At 51.4% G+C, this 21,155-nt stretch carries 19 protein-coding genes; 12 read left to right on the forward strand and 7 right to left on the reverse strand.

The annotated features are described in order from the left end of the window. The first annotated feature begins 324 nt into the window (after positions 1-324). From BZG20_RS15215 to BZG20_RS15275, 12 genes are all read left to right on the forward strand, one after another. Complete coding sequence (locus BZG20_RS15215) at positions 325-2,013, forward strand: ABC transporter substrate-binding protein (protein WP_046075429.1); 1,689 nt, start codon at positions 325-327, stop codon at positions 2,011-2,013. Between the two features lie 83 nt (positions 2,014-2,096). Continuing rightward, positions 2,097-3,083 (forward strand): ABC transporter permease, encoded by a 987-nt coding sequence (locus BZG20_RS15220; protein ID WP_077579530.1) that lies wholly within the window; start codon positions 2,097-2,099, stop codon positions 3,081-3,083. A 1-nt stretch (position 3,084) separates the two neighbouring features. After that, the gene (locus BZG20_RS15225; protein ID WP_046075427.1) at positions 3,085-4,113 is read left to right on the forward strand and encodes an ABC transporter permease; all 1,029 of its coding nucleotides are present in this window, start codon (positions 3,085-3,087) and stop codon (positions 4,111-4,113) included. Continuing rightward, entirely contained in the window at positions 4,110-5,096 is a 987-nt protein-coding gene (locus tag BZG20_RS15230; protein WP_077579531.1) for an ABC transporter ATP-binding protein, read from the forward strand. The genes BZG20_RS15225 and BZG20_RS15230 overlap by 4 nt, the downstream gene beginning before the upstream one ends. A 27-nt stretch (positions 5,097-5,123) precedes the next feature. Beyond that, positions 5,124-6,119: an ABC transporter ATP-binding protein gene (locus tag BZG20_RS15235; RefSeq protein ID WP_077579532.1), complete on the forward strand. Its 996-nt coding sequence runs from the start codon at positions 5,124-5,126 to the stop codon at positions 6,117-6,119. Between the two features lie 20 nt (positions 6,120-6,139). Then, positions 6,140-8,158 (forward strand): glycoside hydrolase family 9 protein, encoded by a 2,019-nt coding sequence (locus BZG20_RS15240; protein ID WP_077579533.1) that lies wholly within the window; start codon positions 6,140-6,142, stop codon positions 8,156-8,158. Beyond that, positions 8,158-10,122: a family 20 glycosylhydrolase gene (locus BZG20_RS15245; protein WP_077579534.1), complete on the forward strand. Its 1,965-nt coding sequence runs from the start codon at positions 8,158-8,160 to the stop codon at positions 10,120-10,122. Before BZG20_RS15240 ends, BZG20_RS15245 begins: the two co-directional genes overlap by 1 nt. Positions 10,123-10,231: 109 nt before the next feature. After that, a complete protein-coding gene (gene miaE / locus BZG20_RS15250; protein ID WP_198531506.1) occupies positions 10,232-10,999 on the forward strand; it encodes a tRNA isopentenyl-2-thiomethyl-A-37 hydroxylase MiaE in 768 nt (255 codons plus the stop codon). Positions 11,000-11,339: 340 nt separating this feature from the next. Next, positions 11,340-12,281 (forward strand): transposase, encoded by a 942-nt coding sequence (locus BZG20_RS15255; RefSeq protein ID WP_077579536.1) that lies wholly within the window; start codon positions 11,340-11,342, stop codon positions 12,279-12,281. Between the two features lie 485 nt (positions 12,282-12,766). Next, the gene (locus BZG20_RS15265) at positions 12,767-13,078 is read left to right on the forward strand and encodes a YciI family protein (protein ID WP_074212385.1); all 312 of its coding nucleotides are present in this window, start codon (positions 12,767-12,769) and stop codon (positions 13,076-13,078) included. After that, complete coding sequence (gspS2, locus tag BZG20_RS15270) at positions 13,078-13,455, forward strand: type II secretion system pilot lipoprotein GspS-beta (RefSeq protein ID WP_077579538.1); 378 nt, start codon at positions 13,078-13,080, stop codon at positions 13,453-13,455. Before BZG20_RS15265 ends, gspS2 begins: the two co-directional genes overlap by 1 nt. A 54-nt stretch (positions 13,456-13,509) precedes the next feature. Further along, on the forward strand, positions 13,510-13,833 hold the full coding sequence (locus BZG20_RS15275; protein ID WP_077579539.1) for a hypothetical protein: 324 nt from the start codon (positions 13,510-13,512) through the stop codon (positions 13,831-13,833). A 36-nt stretch (positions 13,834-13,869) separates the two neighbouring features. On the opposite strand, the gene BZG20_RS15280 is transcribed toward BZG20_RS15275, so the two are convergent. From BZG20_RS15280 to rbsD, 7 genes are all read right to left on the reverse strand, one after another. Further along, positions 13,870-14,535: a TIGR01621 family pseudouridine synthase gene (locus BZG20_RS15280; protein WP_077579550.1), complete on the reverse strand. Its 666-nt coding sequence runs from the start codon at positions 14,533-14,535 to the stop codon at positions 13,870-13,872. Positions 14,536-14,687: 152 nt separating this feature from the next. Continuing rightward, entirely contained in the window at positions 14,688-15,692 is a 1,005-nt protein-coding gene (locus BZG20_RS15285) for a substrate-binding domain-containing protein (protein ID WP_077579540.1), read from the reverse strand. A gap of 34 nt (positions 15,693-15,726) precedes the next feature. Then, a complete protein-coding gene (gene rbsK, locus BZG20_RS15290) occupies positions 15,727-16,656 on the reverse strand; it encodes a ribokinase (RefSeq protein ID WP_077458571.1) in 930 nt (309 codons plus the stop codon). 82 nt (positions 16,657-16,738) lie between these two features. Next, complete coding sequence (rbsB, locus tag BZG20_RS15295) at positions 16,739-17,632, reverse strand: ribose ABC transporter substrate-binding protein RbsB (protein WP_077458572.1); 894 nt, start codon at positions 17,630-17,632, stop codon at positions 16,739-16,741. Between the two features lie 120 nt (positions 17,633-17,752). Then, positions 17,753-18,742 (reverse strand): ribose ABC transporter permease, encoded by a 990-nt coding sequence (gene rbsC, locus BZG20_RS15300; RefSeq protein ID WP_077458573.1) that lies wholly within the window; start codon positions 18,740-18,742, stop codon positions 17,753-17,755. Then, positions 18,739-20,244 carry a ribose ABC transporter ATP-binding protein RbsA gene (gene rbsA, locus BZG20_RS15305; RefSeq protein ID WP_077579541.1) on the reverse strand — a complete coding sequence of 502 codons (1,506 nt, stop codon included), beginning with the start codon at positions 20,242-20,244 and terminating at the stop codon, positions 18,739-18,741. Before rbsA ends, rbsC begins: the two co-directional genes overlap by 4 nt. Before the next feature lie 23 nt (positions 20,245-20,267). Further along, positions 20,268-20,687, reverse strand: a complete 420-nt coding sequence (rbsD, locus tag BZG20_RS15310; RefSeq protein WP_077458575.1) for a D-ribose pyranase — start codon at positions 20,685-20,687, stop codon at positions 20,268-20,270. Between the last annotated feature and the right edge of the window lie 468 nt (positions 20,688-21,155).

Below are 21,155 nucleotides of genomic sequence, written 5' to 3' on the forward strand. Positions count from 1 at the left end.
ATTATAATCCCATCCAGGGTCGTTATCAGGAGAGAATCGTAATTGCATCCTGAAGCGGACAACCTTTTTAGCTGTTTTTTTTAACGAAAATAACGTCAACGTCGCGCTTTTTTACGGTTTTAACGATTATTCACATTGCAGCCTTCACTTAACTTGGGCTTAGTGAAGGTGTTTGCTGGCCTGGAGCAACAAGTATCGCTTGGGGCATCCCATCCATAATCACAACGTCAGGGTCGGCAACACAGTAAGCTTGAGCTCGCGAAGGTTGTAAGCAACGAGCTCACTATCCATCACGTGAACTGAAAGCAACAGTAAGGAATGGCTATGTTTTCGAGTAACATTAGAGTTGCCAGCAAGACCCTACTTGCCTCTGCAATTATCGGTGCGCTGAGCGCAAGTGCTGGCGTCAGTGCCGCCGAGCGCAGTGAGCTCACTATCCACCCGAAAGAATTCAATACTTTTGTCCGTAACTTTAACCCTTTCCTCGGCGCTACCTATCTGCACACCACCACTGACTTTATCTATGAGCCTTTAGTGGTGTTTAACGAAATGAAAGGCAACCAGCCTGTCTTTCGTCTCGCGAGTGGCTATGAAATGGCGGATGACCTGAAAAGTGTCACCTTCACCCTTCGCGAAGGGGTGAAATGGTCAGACGGTGAAGCCTATACCGCCGATGATGTGGTGTATTCGTTTGATTTGGTCAAAAACCACCCTGAGTTGGATCAATCTGGGATTAACCAATGGGTTGATGACGTGAAGAAGCTAGACGACTACACCGTCCGCTTTGAACTCACTGAGGCAAACTCGAATGTCCCCTACGAAATTGCGAAAGTACCTGTGGTGCCTGAACACGTCTGGAAAAATGTTGAAGAGCCCGCGTCTTACACCAATGAAAACCCGGTAGGCTCTGGCCCCTTCACCACCATCGATACCTTCACGTCACAGCTCTATATTCAATGTCGTAACCCGCATTATTGGGATAACGACAACCTCGATGTTGACTGTCTGCGCGTACCACAAATTGCCAATAACGATCAGTTTTTAAGTAAAGTGATCAACGGCGAAATGGACTGGACCTCATCGTTCATTCCTGACATTGATCGCACCTATGCCGCGGCCAATCCAAACCATCACTATTGGTACCCTGCCGCTGGCACCCAAGCCTTTATGGTCAATTTTAATGACCCAGACCCTGCCAAGCGTGAAGCGCTAACCAATGTCGACTTCCGTCGTGCATTCTCGATGGCGCTGGACCGTCAAACCATCATTGATATCGCATTTTATGGTGGTGGTACGGTAAACGACTTCGCCTCTGGCTTAGGTTATGCCTTTGAGTCTTGGTCCGACGAAGCAGTGCATGAAAAATATCGCCAATACAATACGTACGATCTAGACGGCGCCAAAGCACTGCTCGCTAAAGCCGGCTTTAAAGATCAAGACGGTGATGGCTTTGTGGAAACGCCATCAGGTAAGTCGTTTGAGCTCGAGATCCAATCCCCCAATGGCTGGACCGATTTCAACAACACCGTTCAACTAACGGTTGAGCAACTTGCCGAGGCCGGTATCAAAGCCAAAGCACGTACCCCTGATTTCTCGGTATACCGCCAAGCGATGCTCGAAGCCGACTACGACGTCGCCTACACCAACTACTTCCACGGTGCTGATCCTTATACCTATTGGAATAGCGCGTATAACTCCAACTTACAGGAAGGGGATGGCATGCCGCGGTTCGCAATGCATTATTACCAAAATGCTGAGCTCGACAAGCTGCTAGACAGCTTCTACAAAACCGCGGACAAGGCCGAGCAGCTGGAGATTGCCCACCAAATCCAAGCGATTATCGCCAAGGATCAGGTCACGATTCCGGTGCTTTCTGGCGCTCAAATGTATCAATACAACACCACCCGCTTCACCGGTTGGTGGAACGAAGACAATCCGAAAGGTCGCCCCTCGATCTGGGCCGGCATTCCTGAGCGTCTTCTTCATGTGCTGGACCTTAAGCCCGTTCAGTAACCAATATCGGGCGCCTTGCGCGCCCGCTTTTCCACGGTGTTCACGCCACGAACATCACCACTTCGCTGTGTAAGGTGTGGGTTATGGGTTATTTTTTCCGACGGCTAACTTTTTACATGATTGCCCTTTTAGTGGCAGCAACACTCAATTTTATTATTCCTCGTGCCATGCCCGGTGATCCTGTCACCATGATGTTTGCCAACGCCTCGGTGCAAGTCACTCCAGAGCGAATTGAGGCAATGAAACAACTACTGGGCTTTGTCGATGGCCCCCTCTATATGCAGTATTTCACCTACATGAAAAACGTGTTGAGCTGGGATTTAGGCACCTCCATCCAATTTTATCCGTTGTCAGTAAACGAGCTCCTCGGCAAAGCCTTTGGCTGGTCGCTGTTTCTCGCCGGCAGTGCAGTGCTGCTGTCTTTCTCGTTGGGCTCGATTTTGGGGATTTTTGCCGCTTGGAAGCGCGGCGGAAAATACGATGCTGTGATCACCCCAGGAATGCTAATCATCCAAGCGGTACCACAAGTGGTTATCGCCATGTTGGCGCTGTTTATTTTCGCGATTGGGCTGAAATGGTTTCCAACCGGATACGCCTACACGCCGGGCGTTACCCCTGACTGGACCAGCTGGGCCTTTATTAAAGATGTGGCCTATCACGCCGTACTCCCGCTTTTTTGTGCCTCCATCATTCAAGTGGGCGGCTTTTTGGTCAACATGCGCAACAACATGATTAACCTGCTTGCGGAAGACTACATCACCATGGCCCGCGGCAAAGGGTTAAGTGAAAACCGCGTGGTATTTAACTACGCCGCCCGGAACGCGCTCTTGCCCAGTGTCACGGCGCTATCAATGTCGCTGGGTATTGCCATCGGGGGCCAACTGATTGTGGAGATCATTTTTAACTACCCCGGTCTTGGCTCGGTGCTCTTGAATGCGATCAACGCGCGTGACTACCAAGTCCTGCAAGGCCAGCTGCTGATTATGACCTTGTTTATGCTCTCGTTTAACTTAATTGCTGACATGCTGTACGTGGTACTTGACCCACGCCTGCGCAAAGGAGGCAAATAACATGAAAGATCTCCTCACCCTTATCGTACGCAATAAAATTGCCCGCGCAGGCTCCATCATTGTTGGCCTATTTATATTAATGGCGGTCTTCGCGCCTTTATTAACCCAGCATGCACCTGATAAACGCACCGGTAACCCGCATGAATACCCAAGCTTTATCGTCAAAGCGGCGCAAGCAAATCCAGACGGCTGGGTCGCCACACACTTAGCGGATGATCGTCGCACCCTACTGATGTCGAAAAAGGCCGACCATGTCCTTGGTACCACCCGTATGGGTCGTGATGTCTGGTCGCAGTTAGTACATGGCGCCCGTGTTTCGTTAGCGGTGGGTTTTGGGGCAGGCATCACCGTGTGTGTGCTCGCCACCTTAATTGGTATTACCGCCGGCTATTTAGGCGGTTGGGTTGACGATGTGCTTACTGCCGCGATGAATATTATGTTGGTGATTCCGCAATACCCACTCTTGTTCGTGCTAGCCGCGTTTATCGGCGAAGCCGGACCGCTGACGATCGCCATCATTATTGGCTGTACTTCCTGGGCGTGGGGCGCACGGGTAGTCCGGTCGCAAACCCTTGCCCTGCGCGAAAAAGAGTTCGTGAAAGCTGCCGAAGTGCTGGGTGAGTCGCGCTTTCGTATCACCTTTGTCGAGATCTTGCCTAACTTGGTGCCGATTGTCGGCGCCAGCTTTATTGGCTCGGTAATGTATGCCATTGCCATGGAGTCGATTATCTCCTTTCTAGGCCTTGGCGATCCCAACACCATCAGCTGGGGGATCATGCTCTACAACGTGCAAACCTCTTCATCCATGCTAATTGGCGCGTGGTGGGAGCTGCTCGCGCCTTGTATTGCGCTGACCTTACTGGTGACGGGGCTTGCATTACTCAACTTCGCCGTGGATGAAATTGCCAACCCGCAATTACGTGCACAAAAAGGGATGAAGCGCTGGAAAAAACTCAGCCAACAAGAAAAGAAAGCCCGCGACGAGAATCCCGTTGCCGAACACATGCTGATCAGTGGAGATAAATCATGAGTCGCACCCCACTTATCTCAATCCGTGACCTGTGCGTGGACTACATTACCGATGCCGGTGATGTCCGAGCCTGTGATCACGTTAGTTTTGACATTGCCCCCGGTGAAGTTTTTGGGCTGGCTGGCGAATCGGGATGCGGTAAATCCACCGTCGCCTTTTCACTGATGCGCCTGCACAAGCCACCTGCGTTTATTACCGGCGGCGAAGTCATCTTTAACGGCGAAAATATCCTCGATTACAGCGACGCCCGCATGCGTGATTTTCGCTGGCGGGAGATGTCGATGGTGTTTCAAAGCGCCATGAATGCCCTTAATCCAGTGCTGACACTCGAAGAGCAGTTTTGCGATGTGTTGATGCGCCACACCAACCTGACCCGCAAACACGCGGTCAAACGGGCTCAAGGCTTGCTGGAAATTGTCGATATTCACCCTAGCCGCCTGACCGATTATCCGCACCAGTTTTCGGGCGGGATGCGTCAGCGCTTGGTAATTGCCATTGCGCTGGCCTTAAACCCGAAAATGATCATCATGGATGAGCCCACCACCGCATTAGATGTGGTGGTGCAGCGTGAGATCTTGCAAAAAATCTACGCGTTAAAAGAAGAGTTTGGCTTTTCGATTCTGTTTATCACCCATGATTTATCGCTCATGGTGGAGTTTTCCGATCGGATTGGGATCATGTATTCCGGTGAGCTGATTGAAGTCGCACCGTCCAAACAGGTGCTCAACAATCCCTATCACCCCTACACCGAAGGGCTGGGCAGCTCATTCCCCTCACTCACCGGGCCGAAGCGCCAGCTTACGGGGATCCCAGGCAATCCGCTCAACTTGCTCGAAATCCCGACCGGCTGCCGCTTTCAAGCGCGCTGTGCTCAGGTGCATGAGCGATGTCGCACCACGCAAACGGCGCTGCGCCAAATCGAATCGGGCCGGTATTCCAACTGCCATCTATACGGCGAGCCCATCGCCCAACAAAAACTCTAATAACGCGCCAATGTGAGGAAGTCAGTGATGAGTACAGGTTTTGGAGAACTGCTGGTTGAAGGGAAAAACGTGGTGAAAGATTTTCCCATTAACAGCCATGCCCTTAAACAACCCATGATGCGAGCGATCAATGATGTCTCGTTCAAAATGTACAAAGGTCGTGGACTTGCCGTGGTGGGGGAATCGGGCTCGGGCAAATCCACCACCGCGAAAATGATTGCCAAAATGTATGCCCCGACCGATGGCTGCATTGAATATCGCGGCCGCGATATCACCACCATTAAAAAACGTGATGAGCTGATGCGCTATCGCGAAGGCCTGCAAATGGTCTGGCAAGACCCTTTTGGCTCGCTCAACCCCACGCATAATGTGTTTCACCATATTGCGCGCCCGTTATTGATCCACAAAAAAGTCGCCAAGCGCGATAAAGCTCAGTTGAAAGAGCGGGTGTTCGAGCTGCTCGAGCAAGTGGGCCTCACTCCGGCCAAAGAAACAGCGGAGAAATTCCCCCACCAGCTGTCGGGCGGCCAGCGTCAGAGGATTAACCTGGCGAGGAACATCGCCGTCGGCGCGGAAGTGGTACTCGCCGATGAGCCAACTTCGATGCTGGATGTGTCGATTCGTGCCGGTGTACTTAATCTGATGGAAGAAATGAAAGTGGAGAAGCAAATGTCGCTGCTCTACATCACCCATGATATCGCCACCGCGCGTTACATTGCTGAAGACTTGGCAGTGATGTACGTCGGCCATATGGTCGAATGGGGAGACACCGAAGAGATTATTCATCGCCCTCAGCATCCTTACACCCAGCTATTGGTCTCAGCCGTGCCCGACCCGAGCAAGTCTATTCACGAAAAACTAAAGGGCAACAAGGGTGAAATTCCTCTGTGGACGCCGGATTCTGTCGGCTGCCCTTTTGCTGGCCGCTGCCCACATGCGACAGCCAAATGCACTGAGCAGTTGCCCCGCGTGACCAAGCTCGCCGACAACCACTATGTGCGCTGCTATTTGTACGAGCAATAGCGACCAATAAGGATACCATCATGCAAGTGCTGACCAATCACATTGGCTACTCGTTACACGGTGACAAATACGCGGTGATCGTCAGTGACAGCGACCGCCTCACCGGCACACCTGTGGCACTGATTTCCCTGCCTCCTCTTAAGGGGACAGGCACATTTAGCTCGGCGGACAAAGCTGCCTCCTCGTCTGGAGACAGGCACTTTAATGATGCCGCAGAAGGCGCGCAAAATTTTACGGGAAATTTTACGGGGACAGACACTCTTACTCACGGTACTCACGGGACAGACACTTTTGTTCGTGGGACAGACACAGCACCACTCGATAACGTGGTCGCGCAGTTTGAATTACACCAAGGCACACAGTTAAGCAACTGGCAGACTGGCACGGCTTATACCCTCGATTTTTCTGCCTTTGCGCATCGTGGACGCTATCAACTAGCATTACTAGCAGAAACACCTGTGTATTCGCATCCGTTTGAGATCATTGACGATTGCCTGTTTCACACCACGTTTTCCGATCTGCTGCATTATTTTAAATCGCAGCGGTGTAGCGGCATCTATGAACACGCGGATCAGCACGCCAAGGTATTCGGCTCTGATGAACGCGTGGATGTATCCGGCGGTTGGTACGATGCCTCTGGCGATGTGAGCAAATACCTGAGCCACCTTTCCTACGCCAATTACTTTAATCCGCAACAAATCCCGCTATTGGCTTGGGGACTGGCCGATCTTACCAGCCAATTTAGCTCGGACACGCTCCCCGCGTTTATGCGCACGCGCTTAGCCGATGAAGCGAAACACGGCGCTGATTTTCTTCTCCGTATGCAACACACTAGTGGCTTTTTTTATATGACGGTGTTTGATCAATGGTCGAAAGATCCGGAGCGCCGCACCCTTTGCGCTTATGAGACGCAAGATGGAGTAATGAGTGAGGCTTACCAGGCCGGTTTTCGTCAAGGTGGTGGCATGGCGATTGCAGCCCTTGCCGCCGCAAGCCGAGCCCCGCTTTGCGCGGATCCAGACCAACAAGCACGCTATTTAGATGCCGCCATTCGCGGCTACTGGCATTTGGTTGAACATAACCATCATTACCTTGATGACGGTGAGCCCAACATTATTGACGAAACCTGCGCCCTTCTCGCCGCATGTGAGTTGCATCACGCCACTCGGCAGTCTATCGAGGAGCAATCTACCGGGGACAGTCACGCTTATTTAGCGGGACAGGCACCTTTAGGTTCTGAGGACAGACACATTAGTGCGAACAGTGACTGTCCCTTCTTGAACGAGGCACAAGGCTGGATGACAAAGCTGATAGCACGGCAGTGCAGTGATGAAACCTGTCAGTATTATTGGTCAGCAAATACTGATGGCGGCCGCCCGTTTTACCATGCCGCCGATGCAGGTCTACCCGGCTTGGCATTAGTTCGCTACCTCGATGTGGAAACCGACCCCAGCCATCAAGCTATCGCGCAAACAGCACTGGAACGCGCCTGCCAGTTTGAGCTCAACCTAACACAAACCGCCGATAATCCATTCGCGTATCCACGTCAGTACGTCAAACCCGTCGAAGGCGTCAAACAGGTACGTCACTTTATTCCTCACCACAATGAAACCGGCTATTGGTGGCAAGGCGAGAATGCACGCTTGGGGTCGCTGGCAACCTTTGCATGTCATGCCACGCGCCATATTCAAGACAATGCGCTAAATGCGGCCCTCCACACCTTTAGCCAACGGGCGCTTAATTGGATCCTCGGTTTAAACCCATTTGATATCTGCATGCTCGACGGACATGGTCACAACAACCCAGATTACCTACCGCACTTGGGATTTTTTAATGCCAAAGGGGGGATCTGCAATGGCATTACCGCAGGGATGGAGGATGAAACACAGATTGCCTTCAACCCCGCACCATATTGCGATGATATGGCGCAAAACTGGCGATGGGGCGAGCAGTGGTTACCACATGCAAGCTGGTTTATGCTCGCCATCAGTGCGCAAACACTGGTTGGCAACGGCCACTCGAACAAGGAGAACGCGTGATGACTTACCGGCTCGATCTTAGTGTGATCAACGAGTACCCCAATGACACCCCACCGCGCAGCCGAATGGGGTTAACCTTGCATAATCTCACCGACCGTTCGTTGGAAGCGCTGTCCATTGCGGTACTGTTTGATCGCTTCATCAACCCCAATACCCTGTCACAAGGCAGTATTGAGCAAATCGGTAGTTATTGCGTCATTACACCGGCGCATCAAACTCTCGATGCCAATCAAAGCTTATACATCGAGTTTGATGCCCACACGCCGCCATTGCGGTTCCTTTGTGCCGGCTTTAAAGATGCACTGCTCTATGCCAATGGCGAGCAATATTCAGTGATGCTCACTCCTATTAACTTGGCGCACACCCACACCACACGCTCAACGATTCCAGATGTTCATCCCGCCGAGCACGCCATTATTCCGGTGCCCAAATCAGTGTGCCACCAGCCAGGGTACTTTACGCTTTCACCCACAACACCATTAATCGCGGTGGATCCAGAGGCCCTGCCCGCCGCACAGTGGCTAAGCAACGAATGGGTTCGCATGTATCCGCAAGCCGATATTGCACTCGACCCACGCCATCAAGATGCGGTGACCGGCGATCATGCGATCATTTTGCGCCCATTACCCGACTCGGCACTTCGAGATATCGCACACCGTGATGAGGCCTATCAACTCACCGTCACCGACCAAGGCGTGGTCATCCAAGCCTGTGCTGAGCGCGGGTTTATTCACGGCTGCGCATCGCTATTACAACTTTGCCAAGAGCATGAAACACAGCTTCGAATACCGGCAATCAAAATCAGCGATGCCCCACGCTTTGCTTATCGAGGGATGATGCTCGATTGCTCGCGCCATTTTCATTCGGTGGACACGGTAAAGCGACTGATTAACCAGTTAGCCTATTTTAAGTTCAATACCTTTCACTGGCATTTAACCGACGATGAAGGCTGGCGACTGGAGATTAAAGCTCTGCCTGAATTGACGCGCTATGGGAGTCAACGCGGCCCCAATACCCGCCTTGCTCCGCAATTCAGTCATATTGCAGAACGTCACGAAGGCTATTATCGCCAAGAAGAGGTGCGTGACGTGATTGAATACGCCGCGGCCCGAGGTATTACCGTCATTCCAGAAATTGATATTCCCGGCCACTGTCGCGCAGCCATCAAAGCGCTGCCTGATTGGCTACACGATGCCGACGACCGCTCTACTTACCGCAGCGTACAACACTACACCGATAACGTATTATCGCCAGCCCTTGATGGCACGTATCGATTTTTAGATACGGTATTAAGTGAAGTCGCCGAGCTTTTTCCTGCCTCATGGGTCCATATTGGCGCCGATGAAGTCCCTGACGGGGTATGGACGGATAGCCCAATTTATCGGGACAGACGCATGAACGGAGAAACGACCGCTTCGCTACAGGGACAGATACTGACCTACGCTGAACAAAAGCTACGCGCCTTGGGCAAACGTATGGTTGGCTGGGAAGAAGTGCAGCACGGCGATAAAGTCAGCAAGAATACCGTGATCTATTCATGGCAAAGCGAAGACGCCGCATTGCACTGTGCAAAGCACGGTTTTGATGTGATTTTAACCCCCGGTCAGGCGACCTATCTCGATATGGTGCAAGATTATGCTGCCACCGAGCCTGGGCTCGACTGGGCGGGCGTCACGCCATTAGAGAAAGCCTACCAATATGAGCCTCTGGCAAGCCTCGCCAGTGACGACCCCGCCCGTGAGCACATGCTAGGCGTGCAATGTGCACTCTGGAGTGAACTGATCACCAATCAGGACAGGCTCGATTACATGGTATTTCCAAGGCTTACCGCCATTGCGGAAGCGGCTTGGAGCCACAGTGAGCGCCGTGACTGGCTCGATTATCTGGCCAGACTCAAAGCGCAATTACCGCGTTTAGACAAGTTCGGTATTCAATACCGTTCCCCTTGGGCATCGAACAAGTAGGCCGAATTCGCCCACCTGGCAGCGCCTCCTGCGCTGCCAGCTCTTTGCGCTTGCATCCCATCTGTTTATAATGCCCAGCCATTGTTGTCAGTCTGAGAGTGTTTCCGGCATGCTACGCCAAGAAATTAATACCCTACTCACCCCTATTCATGGTTTTCTGCACTGTCAAACCCCCGACAGTTGGATTGAAGCGGCCATTCAGCCTGACAACCAATCGATTCTTTTGCGCGATCACGCAAACTGCGAATTAAAAGCCAGCCAAACCGCGATGTGGTTGATCCGTAAGTATGCGGTCGACGCGGCGAGTGGCGAGCAACTGCTGGCATGGGCCAAACCCTATGAGGACTTTGTCTATCGCGGCGTTCGCGATGAGATCTTCCACGCGCGCAAAAACGGTCTCAGTGCACCTTTAACCCCTAAAGCGGGCTTTGCACACGGTCAAGCCTTGATTGATAAAATGGTCCGATTAATCAAAGAAGAGTTTCATCATTTTGAGCAAGTGATTGAAATCATGGACGCACGCGGCATTCCTTATCAACCGTTAGAAGCAGGTCGCTACGCCAAAGGATTAATGCGCGCGGCACGCACTCACGAGCCGGCAACCTTGGTCGATAAATTGATTATTGGCGCCTACATTGAAGCACGCTCCTGCGAGCGCTTTGCTAAAGTCGCCCCGCACCTCGATGATGAACTGCAAAAGTTCTACATCTCGCTACTGCGCTCGGAAGCACGCCATTATCAAGATTATCTCACGCTTGCAGAAACCATCGCCGGCAAAGGCATTCGCGACCGCATCCAAACCATCGGCGAGCGCGAAGCCGAACTCATCCAAGCACCCGACAGCCAATTCCGCTTTCACAGCGGCACCCCTGCCTAACTTCTTCTTATTGGGACAGGCACTGTTGATTTCATGCGAGTGATTTCTAGCGAGGACAGTCACCTCTTGATGACTATCCTCGTCGTTTTTCTCCAACGTTCGAACCTTTTCCCCTATCAGGACAGGCACTCTGTAGTGACTGTCCCTGTTATGACTTCCTACGCCATCACTACTCACTATTCTCGAGAAGTACTTCTTGGGACAGACATGTTAAGAAAATAACAGCTCTCGTAGTTACATCATTTCTTGCACTGTCACGAAAACTCTAGCTAGAAAGCATGAAGGCTGTTTATTTATACAGTATATTTTACTCATACCTAGATGCTAAGAGGGACCGACGATGACCAAAGCTCGCGCATCGCAAATAAATTTAGCCGCCACACCCTATTACCATTGTGTCTCACGTTGTGTGCGTCGCTCCTTTTTGTGCGGCTATGATGCGCAGTCACAAAAAAGCTATGAGCATCGTCGCACATGGATAGAAACGCGTTTACTTGCACTCGCCAAAGCGTTTTGTATCGATATCTGTGCTTATGCCATTATGAGCAATCACTATCACGTTGTTTTGCATATCAACGCCAAAGCGGCTCATTCTTTAACCAATATCGAGGTTGTTGAACGCTGGCTAGCCTTTCATCAAGCGCCTGCGCTTATCCAACGTTTTTATCAGGGTGAATCGCTCTCTCACTCAGAGCGAAAAGCGTGTTTTCGCATCATTGAGAGCTGGCGCGAACGTTTGATGTCTGTCAGCTGGTTTATGAAGCTGCTCAATCAATATATTTCGACACAAGCGAACCGAGAGGATCAATGTTCAGGGCATTTTTGGGAGGGACGCTTTAAAAGCCAAGCCATATTAGATGAAAAAGCACTCGCTGCGGCGATGGCCTATGTCGATTTGAACCCAGTGCGAGCAGGTATCACCAAGCAGCCTAAGCATGCCAATTACACATCGATTAAAAAGCGCGTTGAATCACTCGAGCAAAATAAAGCGACCCCAGCCGGCTTATTCCCCTTCGCCGGGAACCCGAGAAAGTCGATGCCCGACGGTATCCCTTTTCGCCTTATGGACTATTTGGGTCTGGTAGAATGGACGTGCGCTCAGGACCAGAACGCCAATTCACTCCCAAGACCACAGCTACTCACACAGCTGAACATCTCACGTGAAACCTGGTTAAGTACATGCTCTCACTTAGAGGGCGGGAATATCGTAGGTTCACTATCGAGTATTCAGGCGGTATTGCCGACACTCGGTCTAAAACGCATGACCGGCGTCATGATCTAAAGTGAGTTGGGCTTGTCGTTGAGTGCATCCCAATAACGTAAACACCAAATAAACTCGCTAAGGCCTCATCCAATCCAATAGGCCAGCGCCATTATCAGTACAAACAACACACCCACCGCTTTTAAGAGCGGCTTTAGCCCTTTTGCTCCACCTTCCGGGGATTGATTACAGCATCCCATATTATCTCCTGAACGTTTTTCCAGAAGAATAAGCCTTCCAGTAACAGGAAGGTAAAGGCCATTCATTTTTTGATCTTGTTGGGACAGGCACATTAGCAATGCTGATAATGGAGCTCATTGGGTGAGCTCATTGGGGACAGGCACGTTAAATACTTAAGAATGCTTAAGTGTCTGCTTAAGTGTCTGTCCTACTCTCGGTACTTTTCACTTTTGGTGCCTGTCCCCCCAATACTCACTAATACACTGTACTCAGAAATCTGGACTCTGTATCCTAATGGCTATAAACATCTATCAAGGACAATGACGATGTGGTATCTCATATATTCGCAAGACGTAGAGAACAGCCTACCGCTACGCAAGCAAGTGCGTGACGCACACCTTGAGCGCTTACACCAACTGGAAAAAGAAAACCGCTTGATGATTGCAGGACCAAACCCTGCCGTTGATAGCGACGAGCCGGGCGAAGCTGGGTTTACGGGGTCAACCGTTATTGCTTGGTTTGAGTCATTATCAGCCGCCCAAGCCTGGGCCGACAAAGACCCTTATGTAGCCGCTGGCGTCTATGCAGACGTAACCGTTAAACCCTTCAAAAAAGTGCTTCCTCAGGACCCTGCCTAATGCGATTAGTAAAAGTATTAATGATGGCTGCCCTTGGGCTAATACTGAGTGCCTGTAGTAGCACCCAGCATGACCAAGCCGCAGAAGCTGCAATCCAACGTGCCGACATGATTGCACAGTTACTGCCGATGGATATTGAAGGCTACTCACTGGTTCGTGCTCGTACACAAGATGCCATTATCGAGCTGACGCTTCTGGAGAAGAATGCCAAAAAAGCACCGGGGCAGCTCTTTTCCGGCTTAGAGCGTCGTTATTGCGAGGATAACGATATCCGCAGTATGTTAGATAGTGGTATCAGCTATACCATTTTGGTTCGCGACACCCGTGGTCGACAAATCCTCAAAAACGCCATTACTGCACCAAGCTGTGCTAGCTAAAGAAGGGGGGCTAGATGAAGCCCTCTCCAACGGTAAAGCCGAGAGGTACTACCTGTGATAGCCGCCTTGCTCTATATTGTGACGGTTGGCTTTTATCTCTTTACCAACTCTCAGGAAACTTCACTCAAAGAAGCGGTCATTTGCATGGCCGTCGTGGGAATTTATTGTTTTTGGCACCTAGCCATTCCACCTTTTGCTGCCACCCCTAATTTTTACACAGAAAGAGCGTTTGGTATCGTGCCATTTGTTTCGATGTGGGCAATCCTATTCCCACACTTTGCTATCAATCAAATCCCCACCGTTACACGTACATTAGGTTGGATTGGTCTGTTCGCGATGACAGTTATTCTCGCGATTTTTAAGCTACTTGTTTGGTAACCTGTGCATCACTTCCCAGCGCTCTGTGAAACAGAATTAGAGGAGTGAAAACGGGACATCCCACTCCACCGGTAAGGTTGGCCACAATTCGCCTTGGCTCGGGGGCAGCACATAGCTATAGTGTTTTTCAGGCTGATCGTCGGTAAAACGACATGTAAATTGCAGCCCATAAGCGTGTAAGTAGCCACGATCTGCAGGCTCGCCGCCATAGTAATCATCACCGATAAGCGGAGAGCCAATGCTTTTCATCGCCACGCGAATTTGATGGGTTTTGCCTGTGTAAGGCCGACATAGAAGAAATCGCCGCCCCTCACCACCAGCAATAGAGGTAAAACGCGTTCTCGCAGGGTTATCTTTGCTGGTCAGTAATTTCCAGCTACCTCGCCGTCCCTTAGTCATATCACCAACGATCAATCCCTGCTTCTTACGCGGCTTTTTCGCACTCAATGCCAAATAGAACTTTTCTATCTCGCGTGAAGCAAACAGCCCAGAGAGGACAGACGCCGCATGAGAAGAAGTTGCCAGCAGCAGCAAGCCCGATGTCATCTTATCTAATCGATGCACAAGGTAGACGTTCTCAACCCCAATATGCGCCGCGACCGCCGGCAGCAGTGCCGCGTGATCGGCTTCTTTTTGCACGCTAACGCCGTGGTACTTATTGATCACCACAAAGTATTGGTTTTGGTCGACAATTGAAAACATAACGAGGAAATTTACTGGTTGGCCATTGAGGACAGGCATCATAACGGCTTCACCCTCAACCCGCTAGAGCAATTGTAAAGGTATAAAGGTGCCTGTCCCGTTAGTTCTAGCTCTTAGCTTAAAGTGCCTGTCCCCGATAGCTCGCCCAATAGCTATACCCGCTTCACACTCTCGCGCACTACCAGCGTTGGCTCGAGCTGAACGGTTTGGCTGTCACTTTGAGGGTCATCTAGTTTGTGGAGTAGCGTTTCGACGGCCGCTTGACCGAGACGGTACTTAGGCTGATGAACGGTAGTCAGGGAGGGCGAGACAAATTTTGCGAGGTGGATATCATCGTACCCCATGATAGAAAGATCCTCGGGTACCCGAATGCCGAGTGCATTGGCAGCATTGATCGCACCCATCGCCATCATGTCATTGCCTGCAAAAATCGCGCTCGGCAAGGAGCCGCTCGCGGCGATCGCTTGCATGCCTTGATAGCCGCCTTCACACTCAAAGTCCGCTTCTACCATCCAGTCGGCGTTCTCAGTAAGTCCAGCATCGCGCAGCGCATCTTTAAAGCCTTGAAAACGGCGCTGTGCTTGTTGTTTAAGCAAAGGACCACTGATACAACCAATCTGGCGGTGGCCACAGTCAATCAAGTGCTGGGTCGCTAAATAGCCGCCTTGATAGGAATTGTCTTGAATTTTATCGCAAGCAAAATCAATCGGCCCCCAATCCATCACCACCACGGGAATATCCGGATAACGATCAAAGCCTTCAATCCGCTCACCTTCCAAGGTCGAGCACATCAAAATCAAACCATCGACCCGCTTTTGCAACAACGTATCAATTGAAGCACGCATACGCTCAGCATCGCCTTCCGTGTTGCATAAAATCAAACTGTAGCCATTGTGATAACAGCTGCGCTCGACGCCTTTTACTACTTCGCCAAAAAACGGATTGGTGGAAGTGGTCACCAGCATCCCAAATGTTTTAGTACGATTCACTTTTAGGCTGCGAGCCAGTGCCGACGGGGCGTAATAGTTAAGCTCTTTCGCGGCTTGGTTTACCTTCTCAGCAATCGCCTCACTCACATAACGGGTGTTGTTAATGACATGACTGACCGTCGATGTCGACACGCCCGCCCGTTTGGCAATATCTTTCATGGTCGCCATTTATCGCGCTCCGCTGACTAAGGTGAAATAACGATTAAGCATCTTGATGGGCCAAAAACGCCTCAACCTCTGAACGAGAAGGAATCGAGGTTTGTGCGCCACGCTTTGTCACGGATAATGCCGCCGCGGCATGCGCAAAGCGAATTGCCTGATAAAGTGTCTGTCCCTCTATCAGTCCTGTCACCAATGCCCCATTAAAGGTATCACCCGCGGCAGTGGTATCAACAGCATCGACACGGAACCCAGGAATAAGCTGGCCCGATTGTTCGCCTTTTTCACTCAGCCACACGCCTTGTTTGCCGAGGGTGATCAGTACAGTCCCTACCCCTTTTTCATGAAGCACGTCCGAGGCCGCTTGGGCGCTGGCGGTGTCTGTTACCGCGATACCCGTCAGGCTTTGGGCTTCCGTTTCATTCGGGGTGATAATATCGACCGCGGCAAGAAGCGCGTCGCTCAACGGTGCGGCAGGGGCGGGATTAAGCACCACCTGTGTCTTTGCCGCTTTGGCATGAAACGCCGCCTTTTCAATGCCACACATCGGTGTTTCTAACTGCATCAGTAAATAGTCAGCGTCGGCGATTTTTGTGAGATCATCGCTGATGGTATCCGCTGTCAGAGTCGCATTGGCTTCTGCGGAGAGCGCAATACTGTTCTCGCCCTGATCAGTCACTTGGATCATCGCAATCCCGGTCGGCGTATCAGGCTGTACCTTTATCGCACTGACATCCATCCCCTCTTGCGCATAAGACTGACGAATCTGCTGACCGAAGGCGTCGTCACCCACACTGGCAATAAAGGCAACATCAGCACCGCAACGCACCGCCGCGACCGCTTGATTCGCCCCTTTGCCACCGGCAATTACGGCATAATCGTGGCCGTGTAATGTCTCGCCCGGACGCGGAAAGTGAGGGACGCGTAAAACATGATCAGCATTGACGCTGCCAAGAACAACCAATCGGCTCATTACTATTCCTTACCGTTTTTAAATGAAAAAAGCACCACCCAGTGCGAACCCGATGGTGCTCACTATACGTTTCCCTGACGGCTTATTCAGCGATCGTTTCTTGGCTGATCACCTTAAGCGGTACAGGAATATAGCTGTCTACCGACTCGCCTTTCAGTACTTTATCCGCCGTTTCGACACCCAGCTCACCAATCATACCCGGTTGCTGAGCGATGGTCGCTGCCAGATGACCACGCTCGACGGCCGCAATACCATCTTTGGTGCCATCAAAACCAACAATGGTGACATCTTTGCCTGATGCCTGCACCGCGCGCAACGCGCCAAATGCCATTTCATCGTTCTGGGCGAATACCGCTTCCACATCTGGGTGGGCGGCAAGCAGGTTTTCCATCACATTCAGGCCTTTGGTGCGGTCAAAATCCGCCGGCTGACTGGCGAGTAGTTCAACGTCGGTACCTTCAATGGCATCCATAAAGCCTTCACCACGCTCGCGTGCTGCTGACGTGCCGGCAATACCCTCAAGTTGGATCACTTTGGCTCGCTCACCGACTTTGCCGATGATGTATTCCGCCGCCATTTTACTGCCTTGAGCGTTATCAGAAGCAATATGACTCACCACTTCCCCACGGCTCGCGCCACGGTCTAGGGTGATCACCGGGATCTCCGCGCGATTCGCAATACGAATGGCGTTCGAGACCGCATCTGAGTCAGTCGGATTAATCAAAATGGCTTTAACGCCACGGATGGTTAAATCCTCCACATTCGACAGCTCTTTACTGGCGTCGTTTTGCGAATCAAGCACCAGGAGCTCATAACCAAGATCTTGCGCTTTCTGCTCTGCGCCCTCTTTCATGGTGACAAAAAATGGATTGTTTAAGGTTGAGACCACGATTGCCATTCTATCTTCCGCTTGCGCACTGATGCTCAGCGTTGACGACAGTAGCGCAGTGGTAATCAAGGTAGTCAGTTTTTTCATGCGTTCAGTCCTTTTGTGTTTGTAGGGTATTGTTTTTGCTTGCTAATAAAACAGAAATAAAAGTGCCTGTCCCAATAAGCTCCAAATAAGCTCTATTTCGAAAAGCTTTGTCTAAAGCAGCTATTTGTTTTTGTTATCCACCAGCACGGCGAGCAAAATCACCACCGCTTTGGCAATCATTTGGTAGTAAGACGACACGTCCAGCAGGTTGAGGGCATTGTTCAAAAAGCCGATGATCAGCGCACCAATCAATGTACCCATGATCTTACCTTTACCGCCCATCAAGCTGGTGCCGCCCAGCACCACTGCGGCAATCGCATCAAGCTCATAGCCAGTACCGGCGGTCGGTTGTCCAGAGGACAGGCGCGAGGTGACGATGATCCCTGCCAGCGCCGCGAGCATGCCACACAGGCTATACACGCCCACCTTGATTCGATCGACATTAATGCCCGATAACCGCGCCGCAGATTCATTGCCACCAAGTGCGTAAATATAACGGCCAAAACGGGTATGATTGAGCAGATACCAAGCGCCGATAAACACGATTGCCATCAGCCACACGGGGACGGGAATGCCCAACAGGTAGCCGGTACCAAACCAAGCGAACGCATCGGCGGTATCAGTAAAGCCCGTTGAGATGGGGCGACCATCGGTATACACCATGGTGACACCACGATAGAGGGTCATTGCTACCAAGGTGGCAATAAACGCCTGTACCTTGCCTTTGGCCACCACGACGCCTGTCATGGCACCAATCGCCGCACCTGCAAACAAAGCGGTGGGCACCGCGACTAACACAGGCACTTCGACCGCAATCAAGCTGGCGGCAAACGCGCCGCACAGCGCCAACACCGAGCCAACACTCAAGTCGATACCCGCGGTTAAAATCACCAATGTCATCCCCACGGCAATAATGGCGTTTACCGAGGTTTGACGCAGGATGTTAAGCAGGTTGTCGACCATGAAAAAGTTGCTGTTTAAAAATGACATCACCACGATCAGCACCAGCAGGGCAATGAGTGATTTTTGCTCAATCAACCACGCTTTGCTGAACAGGGGCTTACGTCCATCCTCTGACGGCTGGGACTTATTCATTGCATTCTCACTCATGCTGCATCCTCATTGGCATCTTTGCCTACCGCACAGGCAAGCAGAGTTTCTTGGTTAGCGTCTTTGGCATCAAACTCACCGCATACGCGGCCTTCGTGCATCACTAGAATGCGGTCGCTCATGCCAAGCACTTCGGGCATTTCTGATGACACCAAGATGATGCTCATGCCCTCGGCTTTAAATTGGTTAATTAGCTGATAAATCTCTTTTTTGGCACCGACATCGACCCCCCGAGTCGGCTCATCCAAGATCAGCACTTTCGGTTTGGTCATCAGCCCTTTGGCGATCGCCACTTTCTGCTGATTCCCGCCCGATAAGTTGCCAATGATTTGCTCGCGGGTGGGGGTTTTGATGTTAAAAAGACGGATAAAATCATCCACCGCCATCACTTCATCACGCGGCTGTATTTTGCCCCAATGGGTGAGCTTATCGAGTGCACTGAGTGACATGTTATCTTTCACCGATAAGCCCAGCACCAAGCCCTCGCCTTTGCGGTCTTCAGAGATGTAAGCAATGCCGTTGGCCAGCGCATCTTGCGGACTCACTGGGTTAATCACCTTGCCATCAAGTCGGATCACGCCAGCTTCACGCGGCATGGCGCCATAGATAATTTTCATTAACTCCGTGCGCCCGGCGCCCATCAGGCCCGATACACCCAGGATTTCACTACGATGTAGCTGAAAACTCACCTCTTCCACCCCGTGGCCGCTGACATTTTCCACCTCAAGGCTTATCCCATCAGGGGTGACATCGCTTCGCGGGTATTGTTCGGCGAGTTTGCGGCCCACCATCATTTCAATCATGCCGTCTTCATCGGTATCACTCACGGGACACTCACCAATAAACTTGCCGTCACGTAACACGGTGATCCGATCGCAAATCTCAAAAATTTCTTTTAGTCGGTGAGAGATATAAACAATGCCGCAGCCTTGCGCTCGCAGCTCGTTGATCACCGCAAACAGCGAGGCGGTTTCGGTGTCGGTCAAGGCATCGGTCGGCTCATCCATAATGATCACCTGCGACTCAAACGACAGTGCTTTGGCAATTTCCACCATTTGCTGCTCACCCAAGCTCAGGCTGCCAAGTGGCGTGGTGCCGCGTGCTTTCACATTTAAACGCGCCAGCAGCTTATCGGCTTCTTCAGCCATCTTGGCCCAATCAATCTTGCCAAACCGGTTAGTAAACTCGCGGCCTAAGAAGATGTTTTCGGCAATGGTCAGCTCTGGGATCAAATTGAGCTCTTGGTGAATAATACTGATCCCCGCTTGCTGCGAATCACGTGGGCCTTTAAACGAAACCGGCTCACCTTGATAGTTCACGTCACCACTGTCGGCGTGATAAATCCCGGTGAGTACTTTCATCAACGTGGACTTGCCCGCGCCATTTTCACCGAGTAGTGCCATTACCTCGCCGGGATAGACATTTAAGCTCGCCTCATCGAGGGCGCGCACCCCGGGAAAGGTTTTCACGACTTGACTGAGTTGTAAGATAGGTTGCGTCATTGTGGTTACTCGCTTAGGCCCACCTAAAAGGTGACACCGGCTTGAAAAATCACATTGGCATAAGGCGTGCACTCTCCGGTGCGCACCACCGCTTTGCTCTGCACCGTGCGTGCTTTAAACGCCTCGTGGCTGATCGTGGTCACAGTGATCGGCTGCTGACGCGCCGCACTCTCTAGCTCTAATCGCGCAAGCAACGCTTGATGTAGCGCCGGGCTGACCGCTGCAAGCTCGTCTGCAATCACCACAGATTCAATGCAGGTGTGAGTTAACACCGCCTCGACTGTCTGCATAAAGCTCGGCACGCCTTGGGTCAGCGCCAAATCAATACGCGACACCGAGTTGGGGATCGGCAGCCCCGCATCACACACAGTCAGCTCATCGGTATGCCCGATTTGGGTGACTAACTGTGCAAGTTCTGGATGGAGCAAACCATGTTTATTCATTCATCACCTTCTCACTCACGATGGACTTAATCAGCGCTCACTGTACGCTGGCACGTTTTCTTGTGATCAACGTTTTCTCTCAGGAAAACGCCATCGAAACGTTTCGATATGGGCAAATAATGCAGATGAAAGAAAAATTTCACCATCTGTAAACATCACAGATGTGAGGGGGATCGACTATTGATATTGGAATCATTAGTAAAGAGAGAGATGAATCACACGGAGGGCCTGGGTTAGATAGAGACTAGAAGCGAAGCGATCTCGAACCAGGCGTAGGTCGGACAAGCGCCGGGGTAATGTTAATCTTATAACTCGATGTAGCCGCGCACCTCCGACATCGATGTTAAATTTGACTCCGAACGTGACAGGCGCCCGTTAACATGGTGCATGATTTTTGACACGGTGCCGGGGCTTGTGTCACCTACGCCAATGGCCCCTTCGGGCTTAAGTGTAGAAAAAGTCCCTAGG

Source organism: Salinivibrio sp. IB868 (genome assembly GCF_001995655.1).
In the GTDB taxonomy this organism is placed as follows: Bacteria; Pseudomonadota; Gammaproteobacteria; order Enterobacterales; family Vibrionaceae; genus Salinivibrio; species Salinivibrio siamensis.